The following is a 21,840-nucleotide window of genomic DNA, read 5'->3' as shown; positions in this document are numbered from 1 at the left end:
TATGAATATAATAATAAGATATTCTTATTATGTCAGAGCCGAATATTTATCATTTGAAATATTTTTCCAAAACAGCTGAATTACAAAGCCTGGCCGCCGCCGCCAAGGTCCTTAATGTCAGTCAGCCGGCTATCAGCCAGGCTATACGCAAGCTCGAGGATACTTTGGGATGTGAGCTTCTGCTGCACACCAAAAATCGCTTCAAGCTGACCGAAGAAGGCCGCCTTTTGCTGGAGAGATCCCGTGGAATTCTTGCCCAACTTGAGGATTTAAAAGCCGAACTCAAAGGCCGATCTGAAATTGTTACAGGCTCTTTGAGTATTGCCACTTCCAGCGCAGTGGCCCACTATCTTCTGCCTGCCCGCCTGAAAGAATTTATGAAAGCCCATAGCGAAGTTCAGCCCGAACTTCACTTTGGTTCCGTCCCTGAGATCGCCGAACTGATTCGCAATGGCAAAGCCGACTTGGGAATTATCATCGAGGAAAACCGCTTGCCCGGGTTTGAACACCGCCTGCTGGGCGAGGGTGGCTTCACCTGTGTGATCCGCACCGGCTCCCAGTGGCCCGCGGCCCCGCGCTTTTTAGCAACCCAGGAAAGTCCCGGTTGGCCCGAGCTGCAAAAAGCCTGGCGTCGGCATAGCGGCAGCGACGCCCGAGCCGCCCTCACCGTGGAAAACTGGGAAGTCATCAGCCAGATGAGTCTGCTGGGCATGGGCGTGGGATTTGTCCCGGACTTTATCGCAGAAAACCAAAGCGGCCTGAAAGCCGCCGAAGAACAAACCCCCTGGGCCAGTAAGATCCGCTACAAGATTTATTTAATTCACCTGGGCGAGCACCAACTGGCAAAACCCGCCCGGATCTTTATCAAATCTTTGGCGCAGCAGGGCTTCTAAGGTCTAAGCACTGCCTTTGATGGCCACACGAAGCTCTTCCACGACTTTGTTTAGCACGGTTGCCTGCCCCGCCAATTCCTGGGAAGACGCCGCCGCTTGTTCGGAAGCCGCGGCATTTTCCTGCGTGACCGTGTCGAGCTGATTCATGGCTTTGCCAATCTGGGTGATACCATTGGACTGCTCACTGGTGGCACTGGCGATTTCAGAATTCAAGCTTGAAACCTTTTTTACCGAGCCGACGATTTCACTCAAAGACTCGACACTTTCGTTCGCCCTTTCAAAACCGGCCTGGATACGCTCGACGCTGGAACTGATCAGATTCGAAATATCCTTGGCCGCGTCGCTACTTTTCAACGCCAGTGTGCGCACGGCTTCGGCGACCACCGCAAACCCTTTGCCCTGTTCACCAGCGCGAGCGGCTTCAACCGCAGCATTCAGTGCCAGCAAATTGGTCTGGAAAGCCAGATCATCAACCACACTGGTGATCTCCTGGATTTTTTTGGAATCCTGATCGATGACTTTCATCGCCTCTAGCAAACCTTGAATTTTCTTTTCGCCGTCTTCCGCACTTCGACGGGCGCCTTCGGCCAGATCGGTTGCCGAGGCCGCGTTTTCAGCATTGATCCGCACCATGGCCGTCAGCTCTTCGATAGTGGCCACAGTTTCCTCCAATGAAGATGCCTGTTCTGTGGCGCTTTGAGAAAGCCCCTGAGAAGCCGTCGCAATCTGTGTCGCAGTATGGTTAACCTGAAAGGCATTTTCACCCAAGTTGCGAAGAACACTGCTAATGGCCGCAGACATCTTTCGCAAGGTCATTGCCGCCAGCAGGACTCCCAGCAATATCACCGCACTGCCGGTCCAGATCAGAATCTGGAAGGTGCTGGAAATAGCTTCAGCTGACTGCTTTTTCTGCTGTTCCAGCTGCGCCTGATGATGAAGCAGGATTTCATCCAAAGCCTTGTCACCCTCCAAGCGTGTGTCCCGCCCCACCGAGGAAATCAGCCCCAGAGCTTTCTTGTGGCCTTCAGCATCAGCCATGATCTTTTGAATTTCCAGGTCGTTGTCCGCCCAGCGACTGTAGGTGGCCAGAAACTTTTCCAGACTGGTTCTTTCTGTCTGATCTGCGATCTGCATACGGCCGGCCACGATGGCACGAATCTCAGTGTCGAGCTTTTTAATCTGGGACGAATTGTTAGCGCGCTTTTCCTGATTGTCATAGAAAAGCACATAGTTTCTTTCATAAATCATCTGCCCATGGAAGGCATCTTTCAGATTCAGGGCTTCAACAACGCTCTTAAACTGAACATCGGTAACATTGCGGACCACGTCCCCGACACGATTTAAATTGTACAGTCCGACTCCGGCAACACCCACGATACCGGCGCACAGGATGGCCACGATAAGACTCATTTTCTGACTTAAACTCAGTTGTTTCATGAACGCTCCCTTAATATAAGTGCAGCGTTCTTCGGCCCACCATTCGGGAAACTTCATTACACTAAGATAAGGTTCGACGAAGGCGACGGGATGTCACAATAGAACCTGAGAGAACACAAAAAAAGACCCCAGAATCTGAGACTGGCTTTGTTACCAGTCGTGATTTTGGGGTCGACTTAAAGACTATTGCGAGAAAATTCTTATTGCTTCACTTCGGACGGAATCACAATGCGCGCGCCCACCATCAAGGATGCCGGGTTGCGGATGTTGTTCTTTTCTTTAATATCAGAAACAGCCACATTGTACTTCGCCGCGATCACGGAAAGGTTTTCACCTCTGCGGACCACGTGAACCTTGGATTTCGTTTTTTTGCTTTGAGCCACTTCAGTAGCCACTTCACGAGCAGAAGAACTGCCCGGAGTTGGAACTTTCAGTTTCATGCCCACTTTCAGTGTACGGCCACGGCGGATGTTGTTCATGCGCTGAAGCTCAGAAACGCTGGTGGAATACTTGCGTGCAATCGTGAACAAAGAGTCCCCGGACTGAACGATGTAATAACGACCATCCGAACTGACAGTCACCGTATTTCTTGGAGCTTCCACCGCGGATTTTTTAGCCACCATAGAACGAGACTGGGAACGATCTTTCAGCGGAGTGCGGTCCGGCACCTGAATACGCATACCCACGCGCAATGGCTTGCGGCGAGGCAGATCATTCAGATCACGCAGGAACGCCACCGTGGTGCGGTAACGACGAGCCACTGTGCTCAACGTGTCGCCATGACGAATGCGGTAAGTCTGGGTGTCTCCGGTGTCAGCTACGAACTGAACGCGGGAAACAAAACTTTCGGAAGCAGCCACTTTGGACTGTTCTGCCGTGCCCGGAGGAATGCGCAGAATCAGGTCGCTGCCTTTCAGGATCGCCACTTCACCCTTGAACTTTGGATTCAACGCTTTGAAGTCCTCATAGTTCAGGTTCAATTTATCCGCCATCTGACGCAGGTTCACTGGCTGGGAAACGGTGATGTGATCGAACTCGATCGGCGGAAGATAATCGATGTCATCGAATCCATACTTCGCCGGATCTTTACCGATCATTTTAGCCGCGATGAATTTTGGCACGTAGTTGATGGTTTCAGCTGGCAGGCGTTTTTTACGAGCCAGCTCCCAGAAGTCACGGGTGTAGTGATTCATCACTTCACGTTTTACGCGATTTTCACCCACGTTATAGGAAGCCATCGCCAGATACCAGGAACCGAACACGCTATAAAGACCTTTGAAGTACTCGGCCGCAGCCTGAGTTGCAAAGACCGGGTCACGACGTTCATCCACGAAAGCATTGATGTCCAGACCATAACGTTTACCGGTACCGCGGATGAACTGCCAGTACCCCACCGCCGAAGCGTGTGAAGTCGCGCGAGAGCTAAATCCGGATTCGATCAAAGCGATGTAAAACAGATCTTCAGGAAGTCCATTATCACGCAAAACTTTTTTCATCAGTTTTTCGTAACGAGTGGATCTTGCAAGGTAACGTTCCATGTGCGGGCGACCGCGACCCTGGAAGTAGGCAATCCATTTTTCAACTAGGGGGTTAACTTCAGTAGGGATGGATTCCAATTCCTGATCCACCACCTTGGGGCCTTCGGGGTCAGACAAACGGAACGAGCCAATGTCCTTCAAATCCCCTTCACTGTTGGTCGCTGTTCTGCCAGCTTTCGTGCCCAAATCCTTATGAGCACAACCTGACACAAAGGCCAGGACCAAACTCAATGTTAAAAGTCTCCTCATGAGTCCTCCGACTGAGTTTTCAGGCTACAAAACTCGAGAGGATTTTTCAATAAAACAACGCCCTTATTTTGCCTTTTTGTTGAGCAAATCCTGCCATAAGACGGGATTTACCTCGTATTGGCCCTTCTCAGAGAGTCGATACAGCAGGACGTTGCGCAGAATGGCCTTCACATAAAAGCTCGTTTCCGTCCATGGCAGCTCGTCAAACCACAGTTCATCCACCGGAGCCGAGCTGGGTTTGGTAAGTAGTTCGCTGACCTCAGTTCTTGCATCGATCCACAACTTCATCCGATAGGGTCCTGCGTTATATGCCGCCAGAGCGAAAGGAACGCTGCCCTGGAACTGGTCTAACATCTGGGATACATAGAAAGAGCCCATCGGGATGTTCACTTCAGGACGGAACATGTCGTCGGGAAGCTCCACTTTCATGCCCAGTTTTTTGGACACCTCTTGAGCTGTCGGTGGAATCATCTGCATCAACCCCAGAGCATTCGAGGTCGAGACCGCCTTCAGATTGAAGGCACTTTCCTGACGGGTCAGACTTTTAAACAAAACCGCGTCGACGCCATAACGTTCCGCCTCAGCTTGATACAGACTGGCGAAGGCTTCCGGGTATCCGATCTTTACAAATTGCTCGCGACGCAGACGTGGGTCAGCTTCCATGGCTTCGTTGATCCAGCGTATTGCTGTCACGTACTGATGACGCTCCACCAGTTTTTCTGCCAGTTGCACTTTCAACGTGGCATCTTTTAAGAATGGCACAGACGACAATTCTTCCTGCGCTTCGCTCACCCAACCGGCTTCGGACAAAACCTTGAAACGGTGCCACGCATTTTTTTGCGCGCCCACCACAAAGAATTCATTCCCCAGCGCCGGAGCCTTGTCTTTATTATCCGGCCAGGACAGTTTGCCTTTTTGCGATTCCGCGCGCAGGCGCAGACCATAATAAGAAAACGGATAGCGTTCGATCAAATCTGCCGCAGCCTGGTGCGCACGCTCGGACTTGCTTTCCTGCAAAGAGCGCACAAGCCAGTACTGCCCGTTCAACTCATAACGATCCCGCCCCTGCTGCAACAGGCGCTCCAACAATGCGGAAGAGCTTGCATAGTCCTGCTTGCGGAAATAAATCAAACTTGCGCGGAACAGCGCTTCAGCGGCTTCATCCGAACCCAGATGATAAGTGTACAGTTTTTTATAAAGCTCCAGCGCTTTGTCATACTGACCCAGGAAATGCGCCGAGCGACTGGCAATCCAAAGAGCCGATGTCGTGGATGGCGCCTGGGGACTCTTATCCAGGGCCTTCAGTGCTAACGACAATGAACCCGAATAATCCGCACGACGATGCATGTTGTGCGCCCATTCCATCAAGCGGGCGGTGTCGGCTTCTTCCATTTCATTCAGAGCTTTGACCTTGACCAGCTTTTCGCTAAGAGAATTGTAAATCTCCAACGGCTTGTCTTTCAGGCGGCGCGCGGCGCGGCTGCCCGGATATTCATTCAGAATCTGCACACTGTCTTTTAAGGCCGCGATCGGATCGTTCTGCTTTTGCGCCAGACGAATGCGCTCTTCAATCTTGGCTTCATCCCCGGCGATTTCCGGCGCCACGGTGGCCGTCTTTGCTGGCGGCATCGCCGTCGTTTTTGTTTTGGCAATGAAATCCAGTTTTTCCTGAAGATATTTGGAATCTTTTTGATCCTGCGCCTGTTCAAAGAAGAACTGCGCTTCGTTATAGTTATTATCAAGCATCGCCAGATCACCCAGCAGTTGATAAGCCTTGGATTTCTGTTCGCGATTCATCACCGCTGCACTGGACAACAAAGCATCAATGCTGACCGCGGCTTTTTTATTCTTGCGGGTCACCTGATCTTCCAGCTGCACCATCTTGAAATCCAGATAATATTTCTCAAGATTTGCGGACCACGGTCCATTGCGGAAAAGATCCTTGTGCGCCTCCATTGTGGTCAGTGCACGATCCACGGCCGCGCGGTCTTTGACCTTTTTCTGGGATTCGTCCAGACAATGCAGCCAGCTGACACCAACCCAACCGCGCAGATCCTTGTTGCTTGTGAATACCTGTGGCGCCAGACGCGCACACTCGGCCCATTTCAGGTGAATTTCATAATCTTTCAGCTGCGAAAGCGGTGAAAGCTTCACTGCTTTCTTTGCATCAGCGATCTTATAAAGATCCACGACCGGATCTTTCGGCAGCTCTTTTTTTACATCCACTTTTTGCACTTGGGCGAAAGCCGCACTTCCAATAAGAAGGCCACCGGCCATGATCATTCTTTTCACGGAGACTCCTCCAACTTGGGCCCCACGCTTTGCATAGGCCCTTTGTAATCAGTCATATCAAAATCAGCTTTGCGCAGATAAATCAAAGAAGGTTCCCGCGACTGGCGGAAGACCACTTCAAGCTTCCAATAAGGTTCGTTCAACAAAAGTTCCAGCGGGTCTGCGACCCCATAGTCGCAGAAATACACAGCGGCATTTTCCTGAACACGTTTGCTGCAAAGCTCATACGACAAATTATTTGCATAGCGCAAAAGCCACGGCCATGGCCACTGTTCTTTCATGCCGACTTGCATTCTTTGTTGGGCCAACGAAGGTTTTTCCAGAATATTTTTGGTGATAAGGTCAGAAACCTGCACCAGCTCATAGGTGGAATTGACGTAAACATAAGGATGCGTCAAATCAATGGGTCTTTGATAAACGGAAATCCAGACACTGCGAAGCCCCACAGCCGCCAATACCAGCGCCACACCAGCCAGTACGTGACGTCCCAGAAAACGGGTTTCAAAAGCGTTCACCAGCGTTATCGCCAGGACAAAATAGAAACCCCATACCAGTGACAGCACACACCACACGGTCTTATAAGGAATCAACGAATACACCAGCAGCTGTACCAAAGAAAACACACTGACTGCGCGCAATTCTTTGCGCTTGGAGAAAACGCCGACAACGGCCAGCAGTCCCCCGAACAGAACCAAAGGCTCTGCCGTGTAAAGCACCTGCAGCCAGTACCACGCGCTTTTTTCGTGACCATGACCATGGACTCCTGTTTTCAGCCACGGCAGCACGGATTTGAAGAAATCAACAATGCCCCCAAGATTCTGGTAAAAGCCGGTGAACAGTTGCAGGAAAATCAAAAGCAGCAACACAGTCAGCACCGTCAACCGGCCGCTCCACGCAAGACGAATTGTTTCCAGGGAAAACATCGTGCGCAGGTGGCTCCAGCCCAGCGTCAAAAAGGCCACCACCCAGGCAAACATGGTGATCACGAAAGTTTCTTTCAGGGCCATCATGCCCCACAGCCCGATCAGGAAAAGGCCCAGGGCTTTTTCATCCTGACGGCCAATCCAGCGCAAGATTCCCATGCCAGCGACCAGCTGGAAGAACACAAACGGCATTTCATGAATCCCGGAGCGGCCAAAGAAAATAAAGGCCGGGCTGAGCAAAACCAGCACCGCCATCACCATGTTCACCGCTTTGGGCCGCAAAGCTCCCCACGCCAGAATAATCACACTCAGCACACTGAACAGGGCCGGCACCGCCCGCAGGGTCTCCAGACTGCGGCCCCACAAGGCTTCAAAGCCCTGCAGCACATAGAAATACATCGGGCCGTGATAATTGTTGGGATCGTACTTGTAATACCCCAGCTTTGACATCTGCATCACGAACCAGCCGTTGATGCTTTCGTCAAAGTGAATGGGTTTGTTGGTCAAAAGAGCAAAACGACTGATCAAAGCCAGCAGGAAAAGCCCCGCCCAGAAAGCCGCATGAGAGAAGTTCGTGACCTTGAAAGATTTCATTGTTAACTATCGTAAAGATGGAATCTTCTGTGTCAACCCCGCACTGCTCACTGATTGTTTATTTGGAACATCCGGAAATGCTTCCGGCTTACTTGCGTGACCTGCGCGGTTTTTTTGCCAAGTTCCCACTGAATTACGAAGTCATCGTTGTGGCAGAAAAAGGCTGCGCGGTGCCCCCGACAGAAGGCCCCGTGCGCGTTCTGCAAAACTCCAGGAAACTGGGCCGCGCGGCCAGCTTGTGGCAGGGCTTAAAAAGCAGCCAAGCCCCTTTTTCAGCCATCACATCCGTGGACATGAACACACCCCTGGGTGATTACTTCAAACTGCTGCAGAACCTGATGACCGAAGAAAATTTTGAAGTCTGCTGGGGCGACCGCTACAAGAAAAAAGACAGCCCCTTCCTGAAAACGCCCCACCCCCGTCAGCAGATGGAGGACAGCTTCAACCGCATTTTGCGCGACAAGTTCCCACAAGGGCCGCAGGATCCGTTAAGCGAAATTCTGCTATTTAAGAAAGCCGCCATCGAAAAACTGGCGACGGAGCCCCGTAAATTCACGGGTTGGTATCTGGGACCGCAACTGCTGGGCGGAATTCGCCGTCAGCAGCTTCGTGTTTTGGAAATTCCGGTATTTGAATCAGGACAAACGCTGCCAGGTTTTTCACTTTGGCGCCAGCGCTGGAACCTTTTCACTGAGTGTGCTTTCAAGACCTCGTAAAGCCTCGTGCAGATAATAATCCAGCCAGCGCGTACCACCAATCGGCAATGACTGGCGATGCAGATAGCCCATATGGCCACCGCGCTTTTCAATATGCAATTGCACATGCTTTGAGAATGGCGCGCGCAAATAGTCGCCAACATCCACAAACGGATCATCGGCCGAAGTCAGCGTGTACGTCGGCACATCAATGCCTGCAACATACTGAATCGAAGAACAGCGCTGATAATAGTCCTCGCGGCTGGCAAATCCCGATGCTGGAGCCGTGTAAATCTGATCCATATCCCAGACTGTGGCCCACTTGGGAATTTCATATTTTTCAGTGATCAGCCCCATGCGGTGTTTTTCTTCCACCAGCTTGCGCAGGCGCAGAACAAAACGCATGTCATAGACGCGGTTAAATCCGGATTTCAATAGCAAAGAACCTGATTGCAGATTCAACGGTGCATTGACCGTGATTGCCCCGTCAGGCTTGTTCTTGCCGCCGTACCCGCCCAGCAGACACAGCATGATGTTACCGCTTAAAGAGTACCCGACAGAAATGTGCTTTTTATTCGGGAACATCTGACGAAGCTGCCCCAGCACCACGGACACGTCCTCGGCACTGCCGGAATGGTACGGTCGTTTGGCGAAAGGAGCGCCTTCACCCGCGCCACGGTGATTGACCAGCACAACGGAATGCCCCAGTTGCTGACAGATCAACGCGGTTCTTTGCATATAGTCCGATGTGACATCCCCGGAAAGACCATGGAAAAGGCTGACCACCAGATTGGTGTGACCTTCGATCCAGGAACAAAAAAGTCGATCCCCGTCAGGAAGATCGACTTCAAATTTTTTACCAAAATGTGATAGCTCAGCGGACTTTAAAAAGTGCGCCCACAATGTCTGACCGTGACCGCTGTCGGCCCAAAAAGGCGCTGCACATGGAATCAGGTTCAGTCGTTGCAAGTTTACTCCTTACAGTAGTACTGCCCGTTCACGTACACGTATCCATCCGGGCGTCTGCCGCGGGGATCATGGTGAAGCCAGTGAAGCAGTCCACCCTTATTGGTCCAGATAAATTGCCCGCCCATGGCAATAACGTCCCCCACCTTCAGTGGGACACGTGGGCACATATCAAGATTATACACAGCCTGCATAAGCTCGCCATTGGAAAGACGAACCACCCACTTTTGATGCTCTAAACCACTGCTGTCGTCCGGCAGGATCTTAACAACTGTCAGGCTGCCACCTTCAACAAAGTCTTCACGACGGCGATCATTCACCGCACGCACCAGATCGGAATCACTGGCAGATTCATCCAAAGATGCGCTTTGTTCGTAACTAGAGTCTTCGCTCTGGCGGTTCTGATCCCAGGATTCCTCACGATTGCCGCGGCGCTTGGCTTCAACGGTTTCAACGTGGGCAAAAACAACGGCGAATGCGAAAAGATAGATGCTGATCTTAGTGATAAGTTTCATAGCTCCCCCTGCTATGCGCGGGAGTCTGCTAAAATGTGCGGACAAAGACAACCAATAAAAAAGGGATGCCATTGAAACATCCCTTCGAAGATTCGTTTGAAGCTGATCTGACAGAATCTGTAAATTTTACTTAAACTCCACGTTCTCAATAGTTACGAACTCTTCGCCAGCAGGTTTGACGATTCGAACCTCATCTCCTAATTTTTTTCCAAGAAGCGCGCGCGCCACAGGGGACTTCCACGAGATCTTGCCCGCCTTCGGATCAAACTCGTCTTCACCAACGATCTGATACACAACTTCATCACCCTCTTCATTGGCCAATGTGACTGTGGCACTGAATAGCACCGTTGTGCCCTTCATCTGCTTTGGATCAACAAGCTCAGCGTCTTCGATTCGTTTGGTCAGAAAATGCACGCGACGGTCAATTTCGCGCAAACGACGTTTGCCATACTGATAGTCCGCATTTTCCGAACGGTCCCCGTTGCTGGCAGCCCACGCAACGACTTCCACCAATTTAGGACGCTCCACATGCATCAACGCGTGGTATTCCGCCTTCAATTTAGCCAGACCTTCGGGGGTGATGTAGTTCTTGTTGTTATCCATATGGCAAGACTCTAGACCATCTTCCAGAGGCCTTCCAGCAAACTTTCCACAATTTCTTTACATCACCCTCGGACCTAGACTTTAGCTCCCTTTAATATTGAGACATTTACTCCGAAAAAAGTATGAGGAGGAATCGATGAAAAAACAGTGGAAACGTCTGCTTATCGCTGCATTAAGCTCGTCGTCCGTTTTTGCTGCAACGTGGTTCTGGTATCAGTCCACAGCTGACACACGTTCCTCCAATTCCAATGAAAAACCGCTGGCCTACGTCGGAAAAGTAGTTGAAGACATTCAACGCCGTCCGGCTTCACGTCTGTTGTGGCAGCTCGTCAATTCGGGTGAACCTTTGTACAACGGTGAAGCCATTCGTACCAGTGAACGTGGCGAAGTGCGCATTCAGTTCGTGGATTCAGACCGCTATCTTGATCTGGAACCGGAATCCCTGATCGTGATCAAAAAATCCGAAGGCGAAATCGCCCTGGATTTGATGGAAGGTAGCTTGTTCGTTAATGCCAAAACCGGCGCCGCTGATGGCGATGCCCCGGGACTGGTGCTTAATTCCGCCAACGGTAAAGTCGATCTGTCCCAGGCTTCCGCAAGTCTTTCCAAAGGCCGCGGCGATTCTGTCGACGTTCAGGTTTTGGAAGGTAAAGCTTCCATCAAAGGATCTGACGGCCAAAGCAAAGACCTGATCACACGTGAAGAAGTCAAAATCCTGACTCCACTGCCACAGAAACCCGTGGCCATGGATGCTGAAAACCCAGAAGCCGTGCCGTTCCAATGGCAGGGCTTCCCGCCTAATTCCAACATCACGTTGTGGGTGGGCCCCAGCCGAAAACAGCTGAAACCGCTGATGAAGGCTGCTCCGAATGCAAATCAACTTATGGCTTCACTGCCCTTCGGTCGTCACTACTGGAAACTTGTAGCGACAAATCCGCAAGGGTCGGTGGCTGCCGAAAGCGCTATCTATAAAACCGAGGTTCTGGCCCGCTATGCGCCGACCATGGTCTTCCCGACTGCCGATGCTGAAGTGCCTGCAGTGCAGACCCCTTATGATATGACCTTTAAATGGCAAAAGGGTGATGACACCCGCCAGATGACCCTGGAATTGTGGGCGGATGAACAGTTGAAAAACAAAATCTCCACCAACACCTTCACCAAGGAAGAAAGCTTCACGGCCCCGGGCCTGAAAGCCGGCACTTACTTCTGGCGTATGACGACTTACTTTGTCGACACGGAAAAACCGGCGATCGGCAAAGTGCAGAAGTTCACGATCAAACCTGCAAGTCAGGTGAATGCCAAAGTCGAATTCGTTCCTGTACAGATCAACTTCACCATGCCTGAAAAAGACATGGTTCAGTACTATGTTGAAAAACCACGCCTGGGCCTTTCCTGGAAAGTGGATAAGACTGAAAACGTCTCTGCATGGCGCGTAAAATATCACACCGAAGAAGAAGACCCTGCCCTGGCACAAAGCTTTGACGTCAAAGAAGTTCAGAACACGCAGGTGCAGGCGCCAGTAGCCCGCCCAGGCCGCTACATTGCTTCCATCGAGGCACTGAATAAAGAAGGCAAAGTTCTGGGCACCACAAGTTCACAGATCCTGACCGTCAGTCCCCTGCCATTGCTGAATGCCCCTAGCTTCACGCCGGCCGAAGGCACTTTGCAGGCTTCTATGGACGGTCGCACGCAGCTGACCTGGAATCCGGTTGAAGGCGCGAAAGAATACTGGCTGACCATCCGCAAAGATGGCAAGGAACTGAAACGCAGTAAATACATGCAAAACTCGACGGCATTAAAAAATCTTTTGCCGGGTGAATATGAAGTGGAATTGATCGCTGTTGATTCTTATGGAAGAAACAGCCAAGCCGGTCCGGCAAGAAAACTGCTGGTACCGGACAAGTCCAATGTGCGGGCCCCTACTTTAAAGAAGATCAAGGTTAATTGATGAAGTTAGGCAGTGCGTTCATTTTATTAATGATCTCTTTCTGGACCTCGATGGTTCTGGCGGCGCCGTATCGCCGTCTGGTGAACTTCGAGTGGGAGGCCATTGAGAACGCCAAGTCCTACGAAATCGAACTGAAACAGGTTAAATCCAGCAAAGAAGAAGACGCCAAGACCTTCACTTTCAAAGTTTCCGAAGCTGCCTGGAATGGTCGACTGACGCCGGGCAAGTACATGATGAAACTGCGCTCACGTGACTATCGTGGTGTTCCGGGTGACTGGAGTGAACCAAGCGAATTCAACGTGGGCCTTGAAACGGCCGTGCTGAAGTTCCCAGGGGCCCGTGTTAAAATGGCCACGAAAGAAACCGACAGCACGTCACTGGAGTTCAAATGGGCCCCGGTGGGTGGTGCGGATCAATATCACTTTGTGCTGACATCTGATGACGGCAAAACCCAGATCACCGAAACTTTGAAGGATCCGTCCTTTAAAGTGAAAGTGCCGGTGGCTTCGCACTATACGTGGAAAGTTTCATCCAGCAACAACGAAGGCATCACCAGTGATGCCACCGCCGTGGGTCAGTTCACCCTGCTGGGGAAACCCATTGAAAATCCGCGCATTGAAAAGCCGGAAAGCGATTTCGTGCGTGAACTGAAATGGTCCCGTCCGGATCATGTTTCCAGCTATGACGTTTATCTTTTGAAATACAACACCGCTGATAAAAAATGGGAAAAGCTGAAAGTCTATGAAAACTATCAGCAGGACACCCTGCCATTTGATGACAATCTGCCGGGTGGAAAATATCAGGTTGTGGTTCGTGCCAAATCGGACCTGCGCCCGTCAGCTCCGCTGGCGAAACAATCCTTCTCGGTGCGCAGCGGGGATCGTTCTCCGGCGGCGGAATACACTGCTTTGGTTCGTAAATCCATCGAACGCGTCACTGGCTGGTATGCGGTGGCAAGTTATCTGATCACGGAAATGTCCTATCAGGGTGTGAACCCGGAAAAGAACTCTTCAGTGGCTTACAAAGCCCTGGGTGGTACGGGCCGTTTGGGCGTGGGCTGGTTTGCACCGCACACCCCATGGGGCTTCCTGGGAATCATCGACATGAGCGGTTTCACCTTCAACGGAAAAACCCAGACATTTGCTTCAGCTGAAGCCAACGCCGTCTATCGTCGTGCCGTCGGTGACCGCGGCGAAGTTCGGTTCCAGGCCGGTCCTTACTATAAAGAACTTCCTGAAACTGTGGGTGATCCCTTCTCTGGCTCTTCAGAAGACATGAAAATCAGTTCTGCCGGTCCGCATTTTGGTGCGGAATACTGGTATTCACTGACTCCAAAGCTGGGCATTCAGGTGAATGCGCATCTTTATATGTCCCTGATGAAAATCAGCACACCCAACGGTGAACCGATGGAACCCAAGATGTCGACTCAATTCGGCTTCCTGGGAAGTTATCGCTTCACTCCTCGTTTTACAGGTTTGATTGGCTATGCCATGCGTGAAGACAAGATGTCCTACAAGGCGAAAACCGGAACGGACAGCTTTGCCTCTGACGGAGACGTCAACGAGTCGACCATTATTGGTAACTATCTAAACGTCTTTGCCGAGTGGAGCTTCTGATCAGGAGAGAACTATGAGAATACCGATTTCGACAAAACTCATTACAGTCACGATCCTGATCCTGGTCGCTGCCACCGGGACCATCACCTGGATTTCCTCGTCTTACTTTGAAAAGAAAGCCGCCGAGCAGGTCGATATCGCGAATCTGGAATCGGCTGCTGCCAAGGCCAAAGAAATCGAAAACATTATCGCCAATCTGGTCGACAAGACCCGCGTCACCGCTTCGCTTTTGACCAAACGAACCAACGAACAGGCTGACACAGGCGACAGCTTTGATTTCAACTTTATCAAAGATAAAAACTTTATCTCTTTGGAAGTCCTGAAGCTTGACGGCACCAGCGTTGAAACTGTGGCCCGTCGGGTGAAAGAAGACGTGCTTAAGCCTTACGGTCTTAATTCCACTTACATGATTCATGTGCGTTCATGGCAAAAGTTCCCGATCCGCTCGGTGGCTCAGGGAAGCATTGAAATCAAAAATGCGACTTATCCCAAGGCTCCGGCGATGATCACGATTGGCATTCCGCTGATCCGCGATGAACAGGGTAAAATCACCCACGTGGCCCTGGCCGATGTGACCCTGGCGCCATTTGAAAAGCCTTTCACCGACCCGTCCGAGCGCACCCAGTATCTGATTGACCGTCATGGTGAGCTTCTGGCCCACAAAGACGAACAAAAAGCCATGGCGCGCCTGAATATGGAAAAATACCCAATCGTGCAAAAAGCGCTGACGCAAAAGTCACCGCAGTTCCAGACCAAGTTCATGAATCCTGACAACGACAAGGATTACTTCGGGGCTTCCGTAAAAACGTCTTACGGTGCCACGGTGATTTCACAGACTTCAGAAGAAACCATCCTGGAAGTTTCCCGCGAGGTGAAACGCCGGGCGATCTTCGTTGCGGGTTCCGCGATCTCGATGGCGATCTTCTTTATCTTCCTGTTCTCTATGACCCTGACCTCCCCGATTGAAAAGCTGGCAGAGATGATCAATCTCGTTTCAAAGGGTAACTTCAATGTGAAGGCCCGTGCTCAGGTGAAATCCCATGATGAAGTGGGTGACCTGGCTGAAGCCTTTGATCACATGACCGAGGGTTTGAAGGAACGCGACAAGGTGAAAAGCCTGTTCTCGAAGTTCCACGGTTCTTCAGTCGCGGAGGACTTGATCAACAAGGACATCGGCGTCGGCGGACAGACCAAGGACGTTGTCGTCTTTTTCTCGGACATCCGCGGCTTCACGGCGTTTTCGGAAAAAAGATCTCCGGAAGAGGTCGTTGAAATGCTGAATGAATACTTTGGTGTGATGGTTAAAATTATCAACTCCCATGGCGGAGTGGTGGATAAATTCATCGGGGATGCGATCATGGCGGTCTGGGGTGCTCCGAAGAGCTCGGACAAAGACGCCCATCAGGCCGTGCGTGCGTGTCTGGAAATGCGCCGCGCTTTGGAAGGTCTGAACGAACGCCGTATCGCCCGCGAACAGCCGCCGATCAATATCGGCATGGGCCTGCACGCCGGAAAAGCAATTTCGGGAACCATCGGTTCAGACGAGCGTATGGAGTACACGGTGATCGGAAACACGGTGAACACGGCTTCGCGAATTGAAGCCTCCACCAAGGCTTTCGGTGCGGATCTGCTTATTTCAGACACCGTCATCGAAAAAATCGGTGAAGACTTCAAGACCGAACTTGCCGGTGCCGCCGAGGTCAAAGGACGCTCGGAGGCTTTGAAAATGTTCAAGGTGCGTGGTTATCGAGCGGAAGATGGCTCGATGGTCGAAGTTCGCACTGCTTATTCTGACTATGAAGCGGAAGCCGCTGACAAGGTCAAAATCAAAGACGCAGCCTAAGGCACACTGGCGGGAGCACGTGACGTGCTTGCCGCCGCCACCTGTTTGCGGCTGAACTCTTCAGCCACAGCCACCGTCTGTCTATATTCCGGATATATAAAGGCTTCGGTCACATGCACCTGCTTGGTGGGATCTTTGACACCCACGCTGGCGCAGGACACAACATTAATAAGCAACAGACAGAGCAGCACTAGCTTAAGATTGATACGCATGATTCCCCCCGGAATCCACTACCCTTGCATTTCCCTTGCCGCCTTTAAAGCAACCTATTGCTTATCGCCGTTGACATCCTGGTCACTGTCTAAAAGCTGATTGACGTTCCCCACCCCCTGTTAGCGGACTGTACACACAATTCCCATGTTTAAACACTGGGCGCTTTTCAGATTTATCCCAGACAAATCAAGCATTCACAGAAATTAAGGAACGGTAACGCCACCAAAACGTGAACAGCCAGGCTTATGCGATTTCAAACACTTAAGTGCTGGCCTGTCCGTTGCTTTAGGAACATTCCCACGGGGGGATGCTATGAAGAAGGTAATGGGTGGAATCTTGCTGTTCACACTGATCGCACCAGTAAAGAGTTTTGCAAAAGATGGTCTCGGTACCGGCGACTTTAATCAGATGATTGAAGAAAACAATACCGCCGCCAAGAATCTGAATAACACCATCACACGCGGTATCAGTTCAGAAAACACCTTTAAGGGTGAAGTGATCACCGTCGTGCAAAGCACGCGCAATCCGGTGAAGTACAATCCGTTTCTGCTGGAAGATGAGGTCGAAGTGAAATCACTTCGCGACCAGAATCACTAGTTCCACAGTATTCAGTTTTAAATCCGGGGGGATTTTCGTGAATAAAGTAACTAAACTTTCAAAAATTGTTCTGTGTGGAGCGCTTGTTGAGGCTGTCGTAGGTTGCAGCCAACCTGTACGTTTTGCCCCCTCAGTCCTTGAACAAAGCTCATTGACAGATAACGTGTTCGGCCAGACGCCGGTGATTCCCGAAGTGGAAGAACCCAAGGTGGATCCATTCAATCCGTTCAAACACATGAGCGACATCCATCAGGGTGACGATTCCATGACTCCGAATATCGCTTCGGACAACGGTCTGAATGGCAAAGCCGTTTCAAACTGCGACCGCGTTCGCGCCGATGGCAGTGACCGTTATGAAGAAGAACGTCTGGCTGCCCTGGCAGCGGCAAAAGCTGACACATCGCTGATCCCCGTGCGTTTTTCCGTGTCTGCCGGCAGCGCTGAAGACTCCATCGCCTTGTGGTCCCATCAAAGAACCATTCTGCGCAAAGATTCCAACGGTGTGACACCGTTCTATGTGGGTGCCGCAAAGAAAGACACTGATGCCTGCAAATGGTCCACGAACTGCACCAAAACAGCCACGGTCACCAACCATTTTCACTATATTGCAGATCACCAGCAGGCCCGTCAGGAATTTATCGCGGGTGAAAAATGTTTCTTCAGCACTGTGCGCGCCATTGCCAGTGTTGATGACAGTGGTGTGATGACGGTGTTCGCTTCGGAAGCGGCCGCTCCGGCGGATGTTCTGTCGTTGCAGAATCATTCCTTGAGAAATCTTTACTATGGTGAGTCCTATGAAAACATCGTGGATTCCGGCAGCCCCCGCCTGTTCAAAAAACTGGGTGATGGGGCTCCGAACATCGTGTCCTTGTATGTGGCTGATCTGCGTGAAAATGTGACAGATAAGTCCGGCAAGACTGTCAGCATTCTGACACCGGAATTCGTCAAACTAAGCAAAAGCCTGACCCGCGGTGACGAGGTTCAACTGTCCTTTAAAGAGATCTTCAACTTGAGAACTCTTTGGACTGAGCGTGACTTCATCACCGAAGTACTGTCCACGCAAAGAACCAGCAAAGCCGGCGCGGTGTCTGCTTACGAAGCGGTTCCTCAGTTGATTCAATGGCTGGTTCACTCTGGTGTTGAAGGCACTGCGATGAGCACCAAGTACACGCCACTGGTTCTGGATCTGGGTGTTAAGAACGTTCGCACTTCAAGCCTTGAAGGCGGAAGCTTCTTCAATCTTGCCAATATCCAGGCCCCGGTGACCCACATGACGGCATGGCTGGGAGGAAACCTGGTGGTGCGCGCTTCTGAAAACAGCATTAATGCCCAGAAGTTCACCCGTGAAATTGATGACGGCTTCCTGGTGGTTCCGAATGCGGATGGCAGCATCACCAGTTCTCAGAATCTTTTTGGTTCCCAGATGAAGGTGTCTGTGAACGGTGAAGAGAAAACTTTTGCCAACGGTTTTGAAACTTTGGCGGCTCTGGCAGCGAAAGACTGTCAGTCCGAAGACCCAAAGAAACATTACCTGGGTCCTTGGGATGGTGAACTGTACAGCCAGAAAATCAAGGTATGGGTTGATAAAAACCGCAACGCGGTGGCTGACGGCGGCGAAGTGATCAGCCTGGCTGACGCCAAAGTGGCGGCCATCAATGCCTGCCACGTGGTTTACGCCAACGAAAAAGACAAGTACGGCAACAGCACGGAATTGCGCTCTCCGTTCCTGATGTTCAAACAGGGTGAAAGCGAAGTGGCGGAAGAAGAACTGCTGACCCGTCTGGCAACAGGCAAAGACAAAGACGGTCAGGATGTCGAGTTCCGTCTGATGGTGGACATTTTCTTTAAAGCTAAACCAGGTGTGATCCTGGAAAACGTTGATACGACTGGCCTTCCGGCTATGGGAGGTGCCCAGCTCGCACAAATTGTTCAGTAGATAATTCCGAAACCTAAGAGACATGAAACCGCAGGTCGCAACACCTGCGGTTTTTTTATTAGATACGAACGCTCAGTCCGTCTTTCAAGGCCAGCTTCTGCGCACGTAAAGCCGGAATCAAACCAATCACGGTACCACCCACCAAAGTGACAATCAGGTACATCAGTTCATAACGTGTGATCCATGCGCCGGCCAAATACAGACCGAACTCGGTTTCAATCCACGGTTTCAGAACCGCGATCAAACCCCAAGAGGTCACCAGACCCAACGCCACACCCACCGCAGTCAAAAGTGCGGACTCAAATACCAAGAGCCCCAGAATCTGATTGGACTTCGCCCCCACCGCGCGCAGGATCGCCATTTCACGACGGCGTTCATTCAGCGTCGTGGTCAGTGCAATCAGCATGGCCATAAAGCCCACGGCCACAACCATCCAGGAAATCATGCGAAGCACGCCTTCAACATAAGAAAGGCCGTTCCAAAGTTCGCTCAACGTCGCACCCGGAATAATTGCCAGCAGCGGTTCACCTTCATAGGTGTTGATCTCGCGCTGAAGCTTCAGGGTTTCAATACGGGATTTCGCGCCCACGAAGAAGGCCGTGATGGTGTGAACTTTCAGTTCATTCGTCAGTTGTTCACGCGGAATCACCTTGTCCATCGCCGGAGCGGCGCCGTCCTGCCAGTCCACGTGCAAAGCTTCCATCCCCTGCAAGGACATGTAAACCGCACGGTCCAACGGAGTTCCTGTTGGTTCAAGGATACCGGAAATCACAAACGGGCGGTCATCATGTTGCAAAATGCCTTCGCCCTTGGTCACACCATGGGCAACAACAATGCGGTCGCCCAAATTGTATTTCAGTTTGCGGGCCACATCAGCACCGACAACCACATCCCAGATGTCAGCAAATTCTTTGCCTTGGGCAAATTTCACCTGCTGATCACCACGATAGTGATAGTGCTTAAAGAAATCCGCCGTCGTTCCCACCACGCGGAAACCGCGGTGCCCATCACCCAAAGAATACGGGATGGTCCATTCAATCGCCGGGTGGGCTTTTACTTTTTCATACGTTTCATAGGAAATGTTGTGAGTCGCATTTCCCATGTTGAAAACTGTATACAGAATCAGTTGCAGCGGACCGCTGCGCGCGCCCACGATAAGATCCGTCTTGCTGATGGTTTGCGTGAAGCCTTCTTCGGCGGCACGTTTGGCACGCTCGACAGTCAGAAGCAAAGCCACACTCAATGCAATGGAGATCACCGTCAGCGTTGTCGCGAACGCCCGATTCTTCAGGGATTTGATTGCCAACTTCAAAAAGACCATCACACAACCTTGTTAATGGATTCTAAGGAGATTGAACGCGTAAAGAGTTTTTCAATGCTGCGGTCATGGGAAACAAACACCACGGTCGTGCCGTAAAGTTCGGCCAGCTCAAACAAAAGCTTCAGGAACTTTTCACGATGGTCAGCATCCAGCGCCGAGGTCGGCTCGTCCGCCAAAAGCAGATCCGGTTTTCCCAGAAGAGCACGGGCCACGGCCACACGCTGCTGCTGTCCGACGCTCAGTTCGGTGACAGCTTTTTCAAGCAGTTCGGAAATACCCAGATTGCCACACAAAGCACGGATCACCATTTCGGTGTCCACACTGCCCAGGCGGGCTTTGCGGGCCGGGCTGAGATGCAATGGAAGCTCAATGTTTTCACGAACTGAAAGATAAGGAATCAGATTGAAGCTTTGGAATACATAGCCCATGTGTTCGGCGCGGAAGGAATCACGCTCGGAATCGGACATCTTAAGAAAATCACGCCCCAGAATCTGCACAGTCCCGCTGGTCGGACGAAGCACGCCCGCCAGAATTTCAAGCAACGTCGTTTTACCTGTGCCACTGGGACCATAAAGAAACAGCTCTTCGCCCTTTTTCACCGTAAATTCAGGAACGTGCAGCGTGGGATTTTTCTGACCTTCATAGGTGTAAGACAAATCCCTGATGGTGATCAGATCATTTGAGCTCAAGAGTTTCTCCGTTCTTGCCAACCTCCAGGGATTTTTGCACCTGATCGGCCAGCACTTCGACCTGCACCTTTTTCAGGCGCGAGAAGACTTTCTGGAAATTGAACGTGATGGTACTGCCTGCCACCGGCGCTTCACAGGAGATATTGAACTCCCCTTCCACGTCGGAATGGTTTTTCTTTTCAATGACCTCGTACATCTCCAGCTTGATTTCACACTTCAAAGACGGATCCAAAACAACCATCTCGGCCATCTTTTCACCCAGCTTTGCCAGGGCCTCGTCTTTTTTCTGCTTGTCCTTTTTGGATTTGGCAGCGTGTTCGAATCCATAGATGGATTCCGCCGGAGCATGGAACTCCAATTTTCCTTTTTTGCCATCAAAGGCCAGACTGACTTTGCCCGCGCCGTGAACGTGTGCCGCCTGTGTGTGGGCCGCGTGATCGGAATGCGCCATGGCCATCAGGGAAAACAGAAGAACTTTCAACATAAAGACCTCCTTGAAAGTTATTTGTAGGGTTCGATCGCCTCACCGATGAGTTCGAACGAGGCGTCCCCGTACATAGACTTCTTAGTCACTAGATTCAAAGTTCCGTGGACCCAGATCGGCCCAACAGCCGCTTCGGATCCGCGTTTCATTTTAACGTACACCATTTGATTCGGCGGTGGTGGCGGAACGTGGATGCAAGCCTGAGGGCTTGGCACCAAAAGGAACTCCACCACTTCGCGCTGATTGTCTTCAAGAGGCACCATGAAGCCCGGGATCTTGACAGTCTTCCCGTCCAGCGCCTTCAGCTCGGAAGAGGAATTGCCAGTGACATAGTCCATCTCACCCAGCAGACGCCAGTCGACCTCGACACCATTCAATGCGGCGCCACCGGATCCGGCAAACTGATAAATGACGGCAGCCAAAACAGCCACCAGTATGAACGCTCCTGCTAATACCCACTTCTTCATAATTCCATTAAAGACGCTCCC

Annotated in this window: 19 protein-coding genes; 7 read left to right on the top strand and 12 right to left on the bottom strand. The window is 51.3% G+C overall.

What is annotated here, in order from left to right; all coding sequences use genetic code 11:
• The first annotated feature begins 29 nt into the window (after positions 1–29).
• The gene (locus BDT_RS05255; RefSeq protein ID WP_015090225.1) at positions 30–893 is read left to right on the top strand and encodes a LysR family transcriptional regulator; all 864 of its coding nucleotides are present in this window, start codon (positions 30–32) and stop codon (positions 891–893) included.
• A gap of 3 nt (positions 894–896) precedes the next feature.
• Here BDT_RS05255 and BDT_RS05250 read toward each other — a convergent pair whose 3' ends face one another.
• From BDT_RS05250 to BDT_RS05235, 4 genes are all read right to left on the bottom strand, one after another.
• Positions 897–2,330: a methyl-accepting chemotaxis protein gene (locus BDT_RS05250; RefSeq protein ID WP_015090224.1), complete on the bottom strand. Its 1,434-nt coding sequence runs from the start codon at positions 2,328–2,330 to the stop codon at positions 897–899.
• A 200-nt stretch (positions 2,331–2,530) separates the two neighbouring features.
• Complete coding sequence (locus BDT_RS05245; RefSeq protein ID WP_041577090.1) at positions 2,531–4,117, bottom strand: LysM peptidoglycan-binding domain-containing protein; 1,587 nt, start codon at positions 4,115–4,117, stop codon at positions 2,531–2,533.
• Between the two features lie 63 nt (positions 4,118–4,180).
• The gene (locus tag BDT_RS05240) at positions 4,181–6,400 is read right to left on the bottom strand and encodes a transglycosylase SLT domain-containing protein (protein ID WP_015090222.1); all 2,220 of its coding nucleotides are present in this window, start codon (positions 6,398–6,400) and stop codon (positions 4,181–4,183) included.
• 5 nt (positions 6,401–6,405) lie between these two features.
• Positions 6,406–7,926: a flippase activity-associated protein Agl23 gene (locus BDT_RS05235; protein WP_015090221.1), complete on the bottom strand. Its 1,521-nt coding sequence runs from the start codon at positions 7,924–7,926 to the stop codon at positions 6,406–6,408.
• Between BDT_RS05235 and BDT_RS05230 the strand changes: the two genes are divergently transcribed.
• Positions 7,926–8,642 carry a hypothetical protein gene (locus tag BDT_RS05230; RefSeq protein ID WP_158320224.1) on the top strand — a complete coding sequence of 239 codons (717 nt, stop codon included), beginning with the start codon at positions 7,926–7,928 and terminating at the stop codon, positions 8,640–8,642. The genes BDT_RS05235 and BDT_RS05230 overlap by 1 nt on opposite strands.
• On the opposite strand, the gene BDT_RS05225 is transcribed toward BDT_RS05230, so the two are convergent.
• From BDT_RS05225 to greB, 3 genes are all read right to left on the bottom strand, one after another.
• On the bottom strand, positions 8,586–9,590 hold the full coding sequence (locus tag BDT_RS05225) for a YheT family hydrolase (RefSeq protein WP_015090220.1): 1,005 nt from the start codon (positions 9,588–9,590) through the stop codon (positions 8,586–8,588). The two genes, BDT_RS05230 and BDT_RS05225, sit on opposite strands and share 57 nt — an antisense overlap.
• Before the next feature lie 2 nt (positions 9,591–9,592).
• Entirely contained in the window at positions 9,593–10,102 is a 510-nt protein-coding gene (locus BDT_RS05220; RefSeq protein WP_015090219.1) for a DUF3465 domain-containing protein, read from the bottom strand.
• Between the two features lie 126 nt (positions 10,103–10,228).
• The gene (gene greB / locus BDT_RS05215) at positions 10,229–10,705 is read right to left on the bottom strand and encodes a transcription elongation factor GreB (RefSeq protein ID WP_015090218.1); all 477 of its coding nucleotides are present in this window, start codon (positions 10,703–10,705) and stop codon (positions 10,229–10,231) included.
• 136 nt (positions 10,706–10,841) lie between these two features.
• On the opposite strand from greB, the gene BDT_RS05210 reads away from it, so the two are divergent.
• From BDT_RS05210 to BDT_RS05200, 3 genes are read left to right on the top strand one after another with little or no spacing between them, the layout of a single operon-like run.
• Positions 10,842–12,653, top strand: a complete 1,812-nt coding sequence (locus BDT_RS05210) for a hypothetical protein (RefSeq protein WP_015090217.1) — start codon at positions 10,842–10,844, stop codon at positions 12,651–12,653.
• Positions 12,653–14,269, top strand: a complete 1,617-nt coding sequence (locus BDT_RS05205; RefSeq protein ID WP_041577086.1) for a fibronectin type III domain-containing protein — start codon at positions 12,653–12,655, stop codon at positions 14,267–14,269. The genes BDT_RS05210 and BDT_RS05205 overlap by 1 nt, the downstream gene beginning before the upstream one ends.
• Before the next feature lie 13 nt (positions 14,270–14,282).
• Positions 14,283–16,112, top strand: coding sequence for an adenylate/guanylate cyclase domain-containing protein (locus tag BDT_RS05200; protein ID WP_015090215.1), 1,830 nt, complete (start codon positions 14,283–14,285; stop codon positions 16,110–16,112).
• On the opposite strand, the gene BDT_RS05195 is transcribed toward BDT_RS05200, so the two are convergent.
• Positions 16,109–16,324 carry a hypothetical protein gene (locus BDT_RS05195; protein WP_041577084.1) on the bottom strand — a complete coding sequence of 72 codons (216 nt, stop codon included), beginning with the start codon at positions 16,322–16,324 and terminating at the stop codon, positions 16,109–16,111. The two genes, BDT_RS05200 and BDT_RS05195, sit on opposite strands and share 4 nt — an antisense overlap.
• A gap of 313 nt (positions 16,325–16,637) precedes the next feature.
• Between BDT_RS05195 and BDT_RS05190 the strand changes: the two genes are divergently transcribed.
• On the top strand, positions 16,638–16,922 hold the full coding sequence (locus BDT_RS05190; protein WP_041577082.1) for a hypothetical protein: 285 nt from the start codon (positions 16,638–16,640) through the stop codon (positions 16,920–16,922).
• A gap of 37 nt (positions 16,923–16,959) precedes the next feature.
• A complete protein-coding gene (locus BDT_RS05185; protein WP_080602336.1) occupies positions 16,960–18,858 on the top strand; it encodes an iron-regulated protein frpA in 1,899 nt (632 codons plus the stop codon).
• A gap of 58 nt (positions 18,859–18,916) precedes the next feature.
• Here BDT_RS05185 and BDT_RS05180 read toward each other — a convergent pair whose 3' ends face one another.
• From BDT_RS05180 to BDT_RS05165, 4 genes are read right to left on the bottom strand one after another with little or no spacing between them, the layout of a single operon-like run.
• Positions 18,917–20,179: an ABC transporter permease gene (locus BDT_RS05180; RefSeq protein WP_015090211.1), complete on the bottom strand. Its 1,263-nt coding sequence runs from the start codon at positions 20,177–20,179 to the stop codon at positions 18,917–18,919.
• Entirely contained in the window at positions 20,179–20,868 is a 690-nt protein-coding gene (locus tag BDT_RS05175) for an ABC transporter ATP-binding protein (protein ID WP_015090210.1), read from the bottom strand. Before BDT_RS05175 ends, BDT_RS05180 begins: the two co-directional genes overlap by 1 nt.
• Entirely contained in the window at positions 20,855–21,352 is a 498-nt protein-coding gene (locus tag BDT_RS05170; protein WP_015090209.1) for a ZrgA family zinc uptake protein, read from the bottom strand. The genes BDT_RS05175 and BDT_RS05170 overlap by 14 nt, the downstream gene beginning before the upstream one ends.
• Positions 21,353–21,369: 17 nt before the next feature.
• On the bottom strand, positions 21,370–21,819 hold the full coding sequence (locus tag BDT_RS05165) for a DUF3299 domain-containing protein (protein WP_235046271.1): 450 nt from the start codon (positions 21,817–21,819) through the stop codon (positions 21,370–21,372).
• Positions 21,820–21,840: the final 21 nt, after the last annotated feature.

It is taken from the genome of Bdellovibrio bacteriovorus str. Tiberius (assembly GCF_000317895.1).
GTDB lineage: Bacteria > Bdellovibrionota > Bdellovibrionia > Bdellovibrionales > Bdellovibrionaceae > Bdellovibrio > Bdellovibrio bacteriovorus_F.
Note: the sequence above shows the minus strand (reverse complement) of the source record. Positions and strands in the feature narration are given on the sequence as shown.

What these genes read in the sequence shown, in the direction of transcription:
- BDT_RS05240 (WP_015090222.1), bottom strand. Translation starts at nt 6,400, where the DNA reads ATGATCATGGCCGGTGGCCTTCTTATTGGAAGTGCGGCTTTCGCCCAA.
- BDT_RS05170 (WP_015090209.1), bottom strand. Translation starts at nt 21,352, where the DNA reads ATGTTGAAAGTTCTTCTGTTTTCCCTGATGGCCATGGCGCATTCCGAT.
- BDT_RS05205 (WP_041577086.1), top strand. Translation starts at nt 12,653, where the DNA reads ATGAAGTTAGGCAGTGCGTTCATTTTATTAATGATCTCTTTCTGGACC.
- greB (WP_015090218.1), bottom strand. Translation starts at nt 10,705, where the DNA reads ATGGATAACAACAAGAACTACATCACCCCCGAAGGTCTGGCTAAATTG.
- BDT_RS05255 (WP_015090225.1), top strand. Translation starts at nt 30, where the DNA reads ATGTCAGAGCCGAATATTTATCATTTGAAATATTTTTCCAAAACAGCT.
- BDT_RS05180 (WP_015090211.1), bottom strand. Translation starts at nt 20,179, where the DNA reads ATGGTCTTTTTGAAGTTGGCAATCAAATCCCTGAAGAATCGGGCGTTC.
- BDT_RS05220 (WP_015090219.1), bottom strand. Translation starts at nt 10,102, where the DNA reads ATGAAACTTATCACTAAGATCAGCATCTATCTTTTCGCATTCGCCGTT.
- BDT_RS05200 (WP_015090215.1), top strand. Translation starts at nt 14,283, where the DNA reads ATGAGAATACCGATTTCGACAAAACTCATTACAGTCACGATCCTGATC.
- BDT_RS05250 (WP_015090224.1), bottom strand. Translation starts at nt 2,330, where the DNA reads ATGAAACAACTGAGTTTAAGTCAGAAAATGAGTCTTATCGTGGCCATC.
- BDT_RS05235 (WP_015090221.1), bottom strand. Translation starts at nt 7,926, where the DNA reads ATGAAATCTTTCAAGGTCACGAACTTCTCTCATGCGGCTTTCTGGGCG.
- BDT_RS05210 (WP_015090217.1), top strand. Translation starts at nt 10,842, where the DNA reads ATGAAAAAACAGTGGAAACGTCTGCTTATCGCTGCATTAAGCTCGTCG.
- BDT_RS05165 (WP_235046271.1), bottom strand. Translation starts at nt 21,819, where the DNA reads ATGAAGAAGTGGGTATTAGCAGGAGCGTTCATACTGGTGGCTGTTTTG.
- BDT_RS05195 (WP_041577084.1), bottom strand. Translation starts at nt 16,324, where the DNA reads ATGCGTATCAATCTTAAGCTAGTGCTGCTCTGTCTGTTGCTTATTAAT.
- BDT_RS05190 (WP_041577082.1), top strand. Translation starts at nt 16,638, where the DNA reads ATGAAGAAGGTAATGGGTGGAATCTTGCTGTTCACACTGATCGCACCA.
- BDT_RS05245 (WP_041577090.1), bottom strand. Translation starts at nt 4,117, where the DNA reads ATGAGGAGACTTTTAACATTGAGTTTGGTCCTGGCCTTTGTGTCAGGT.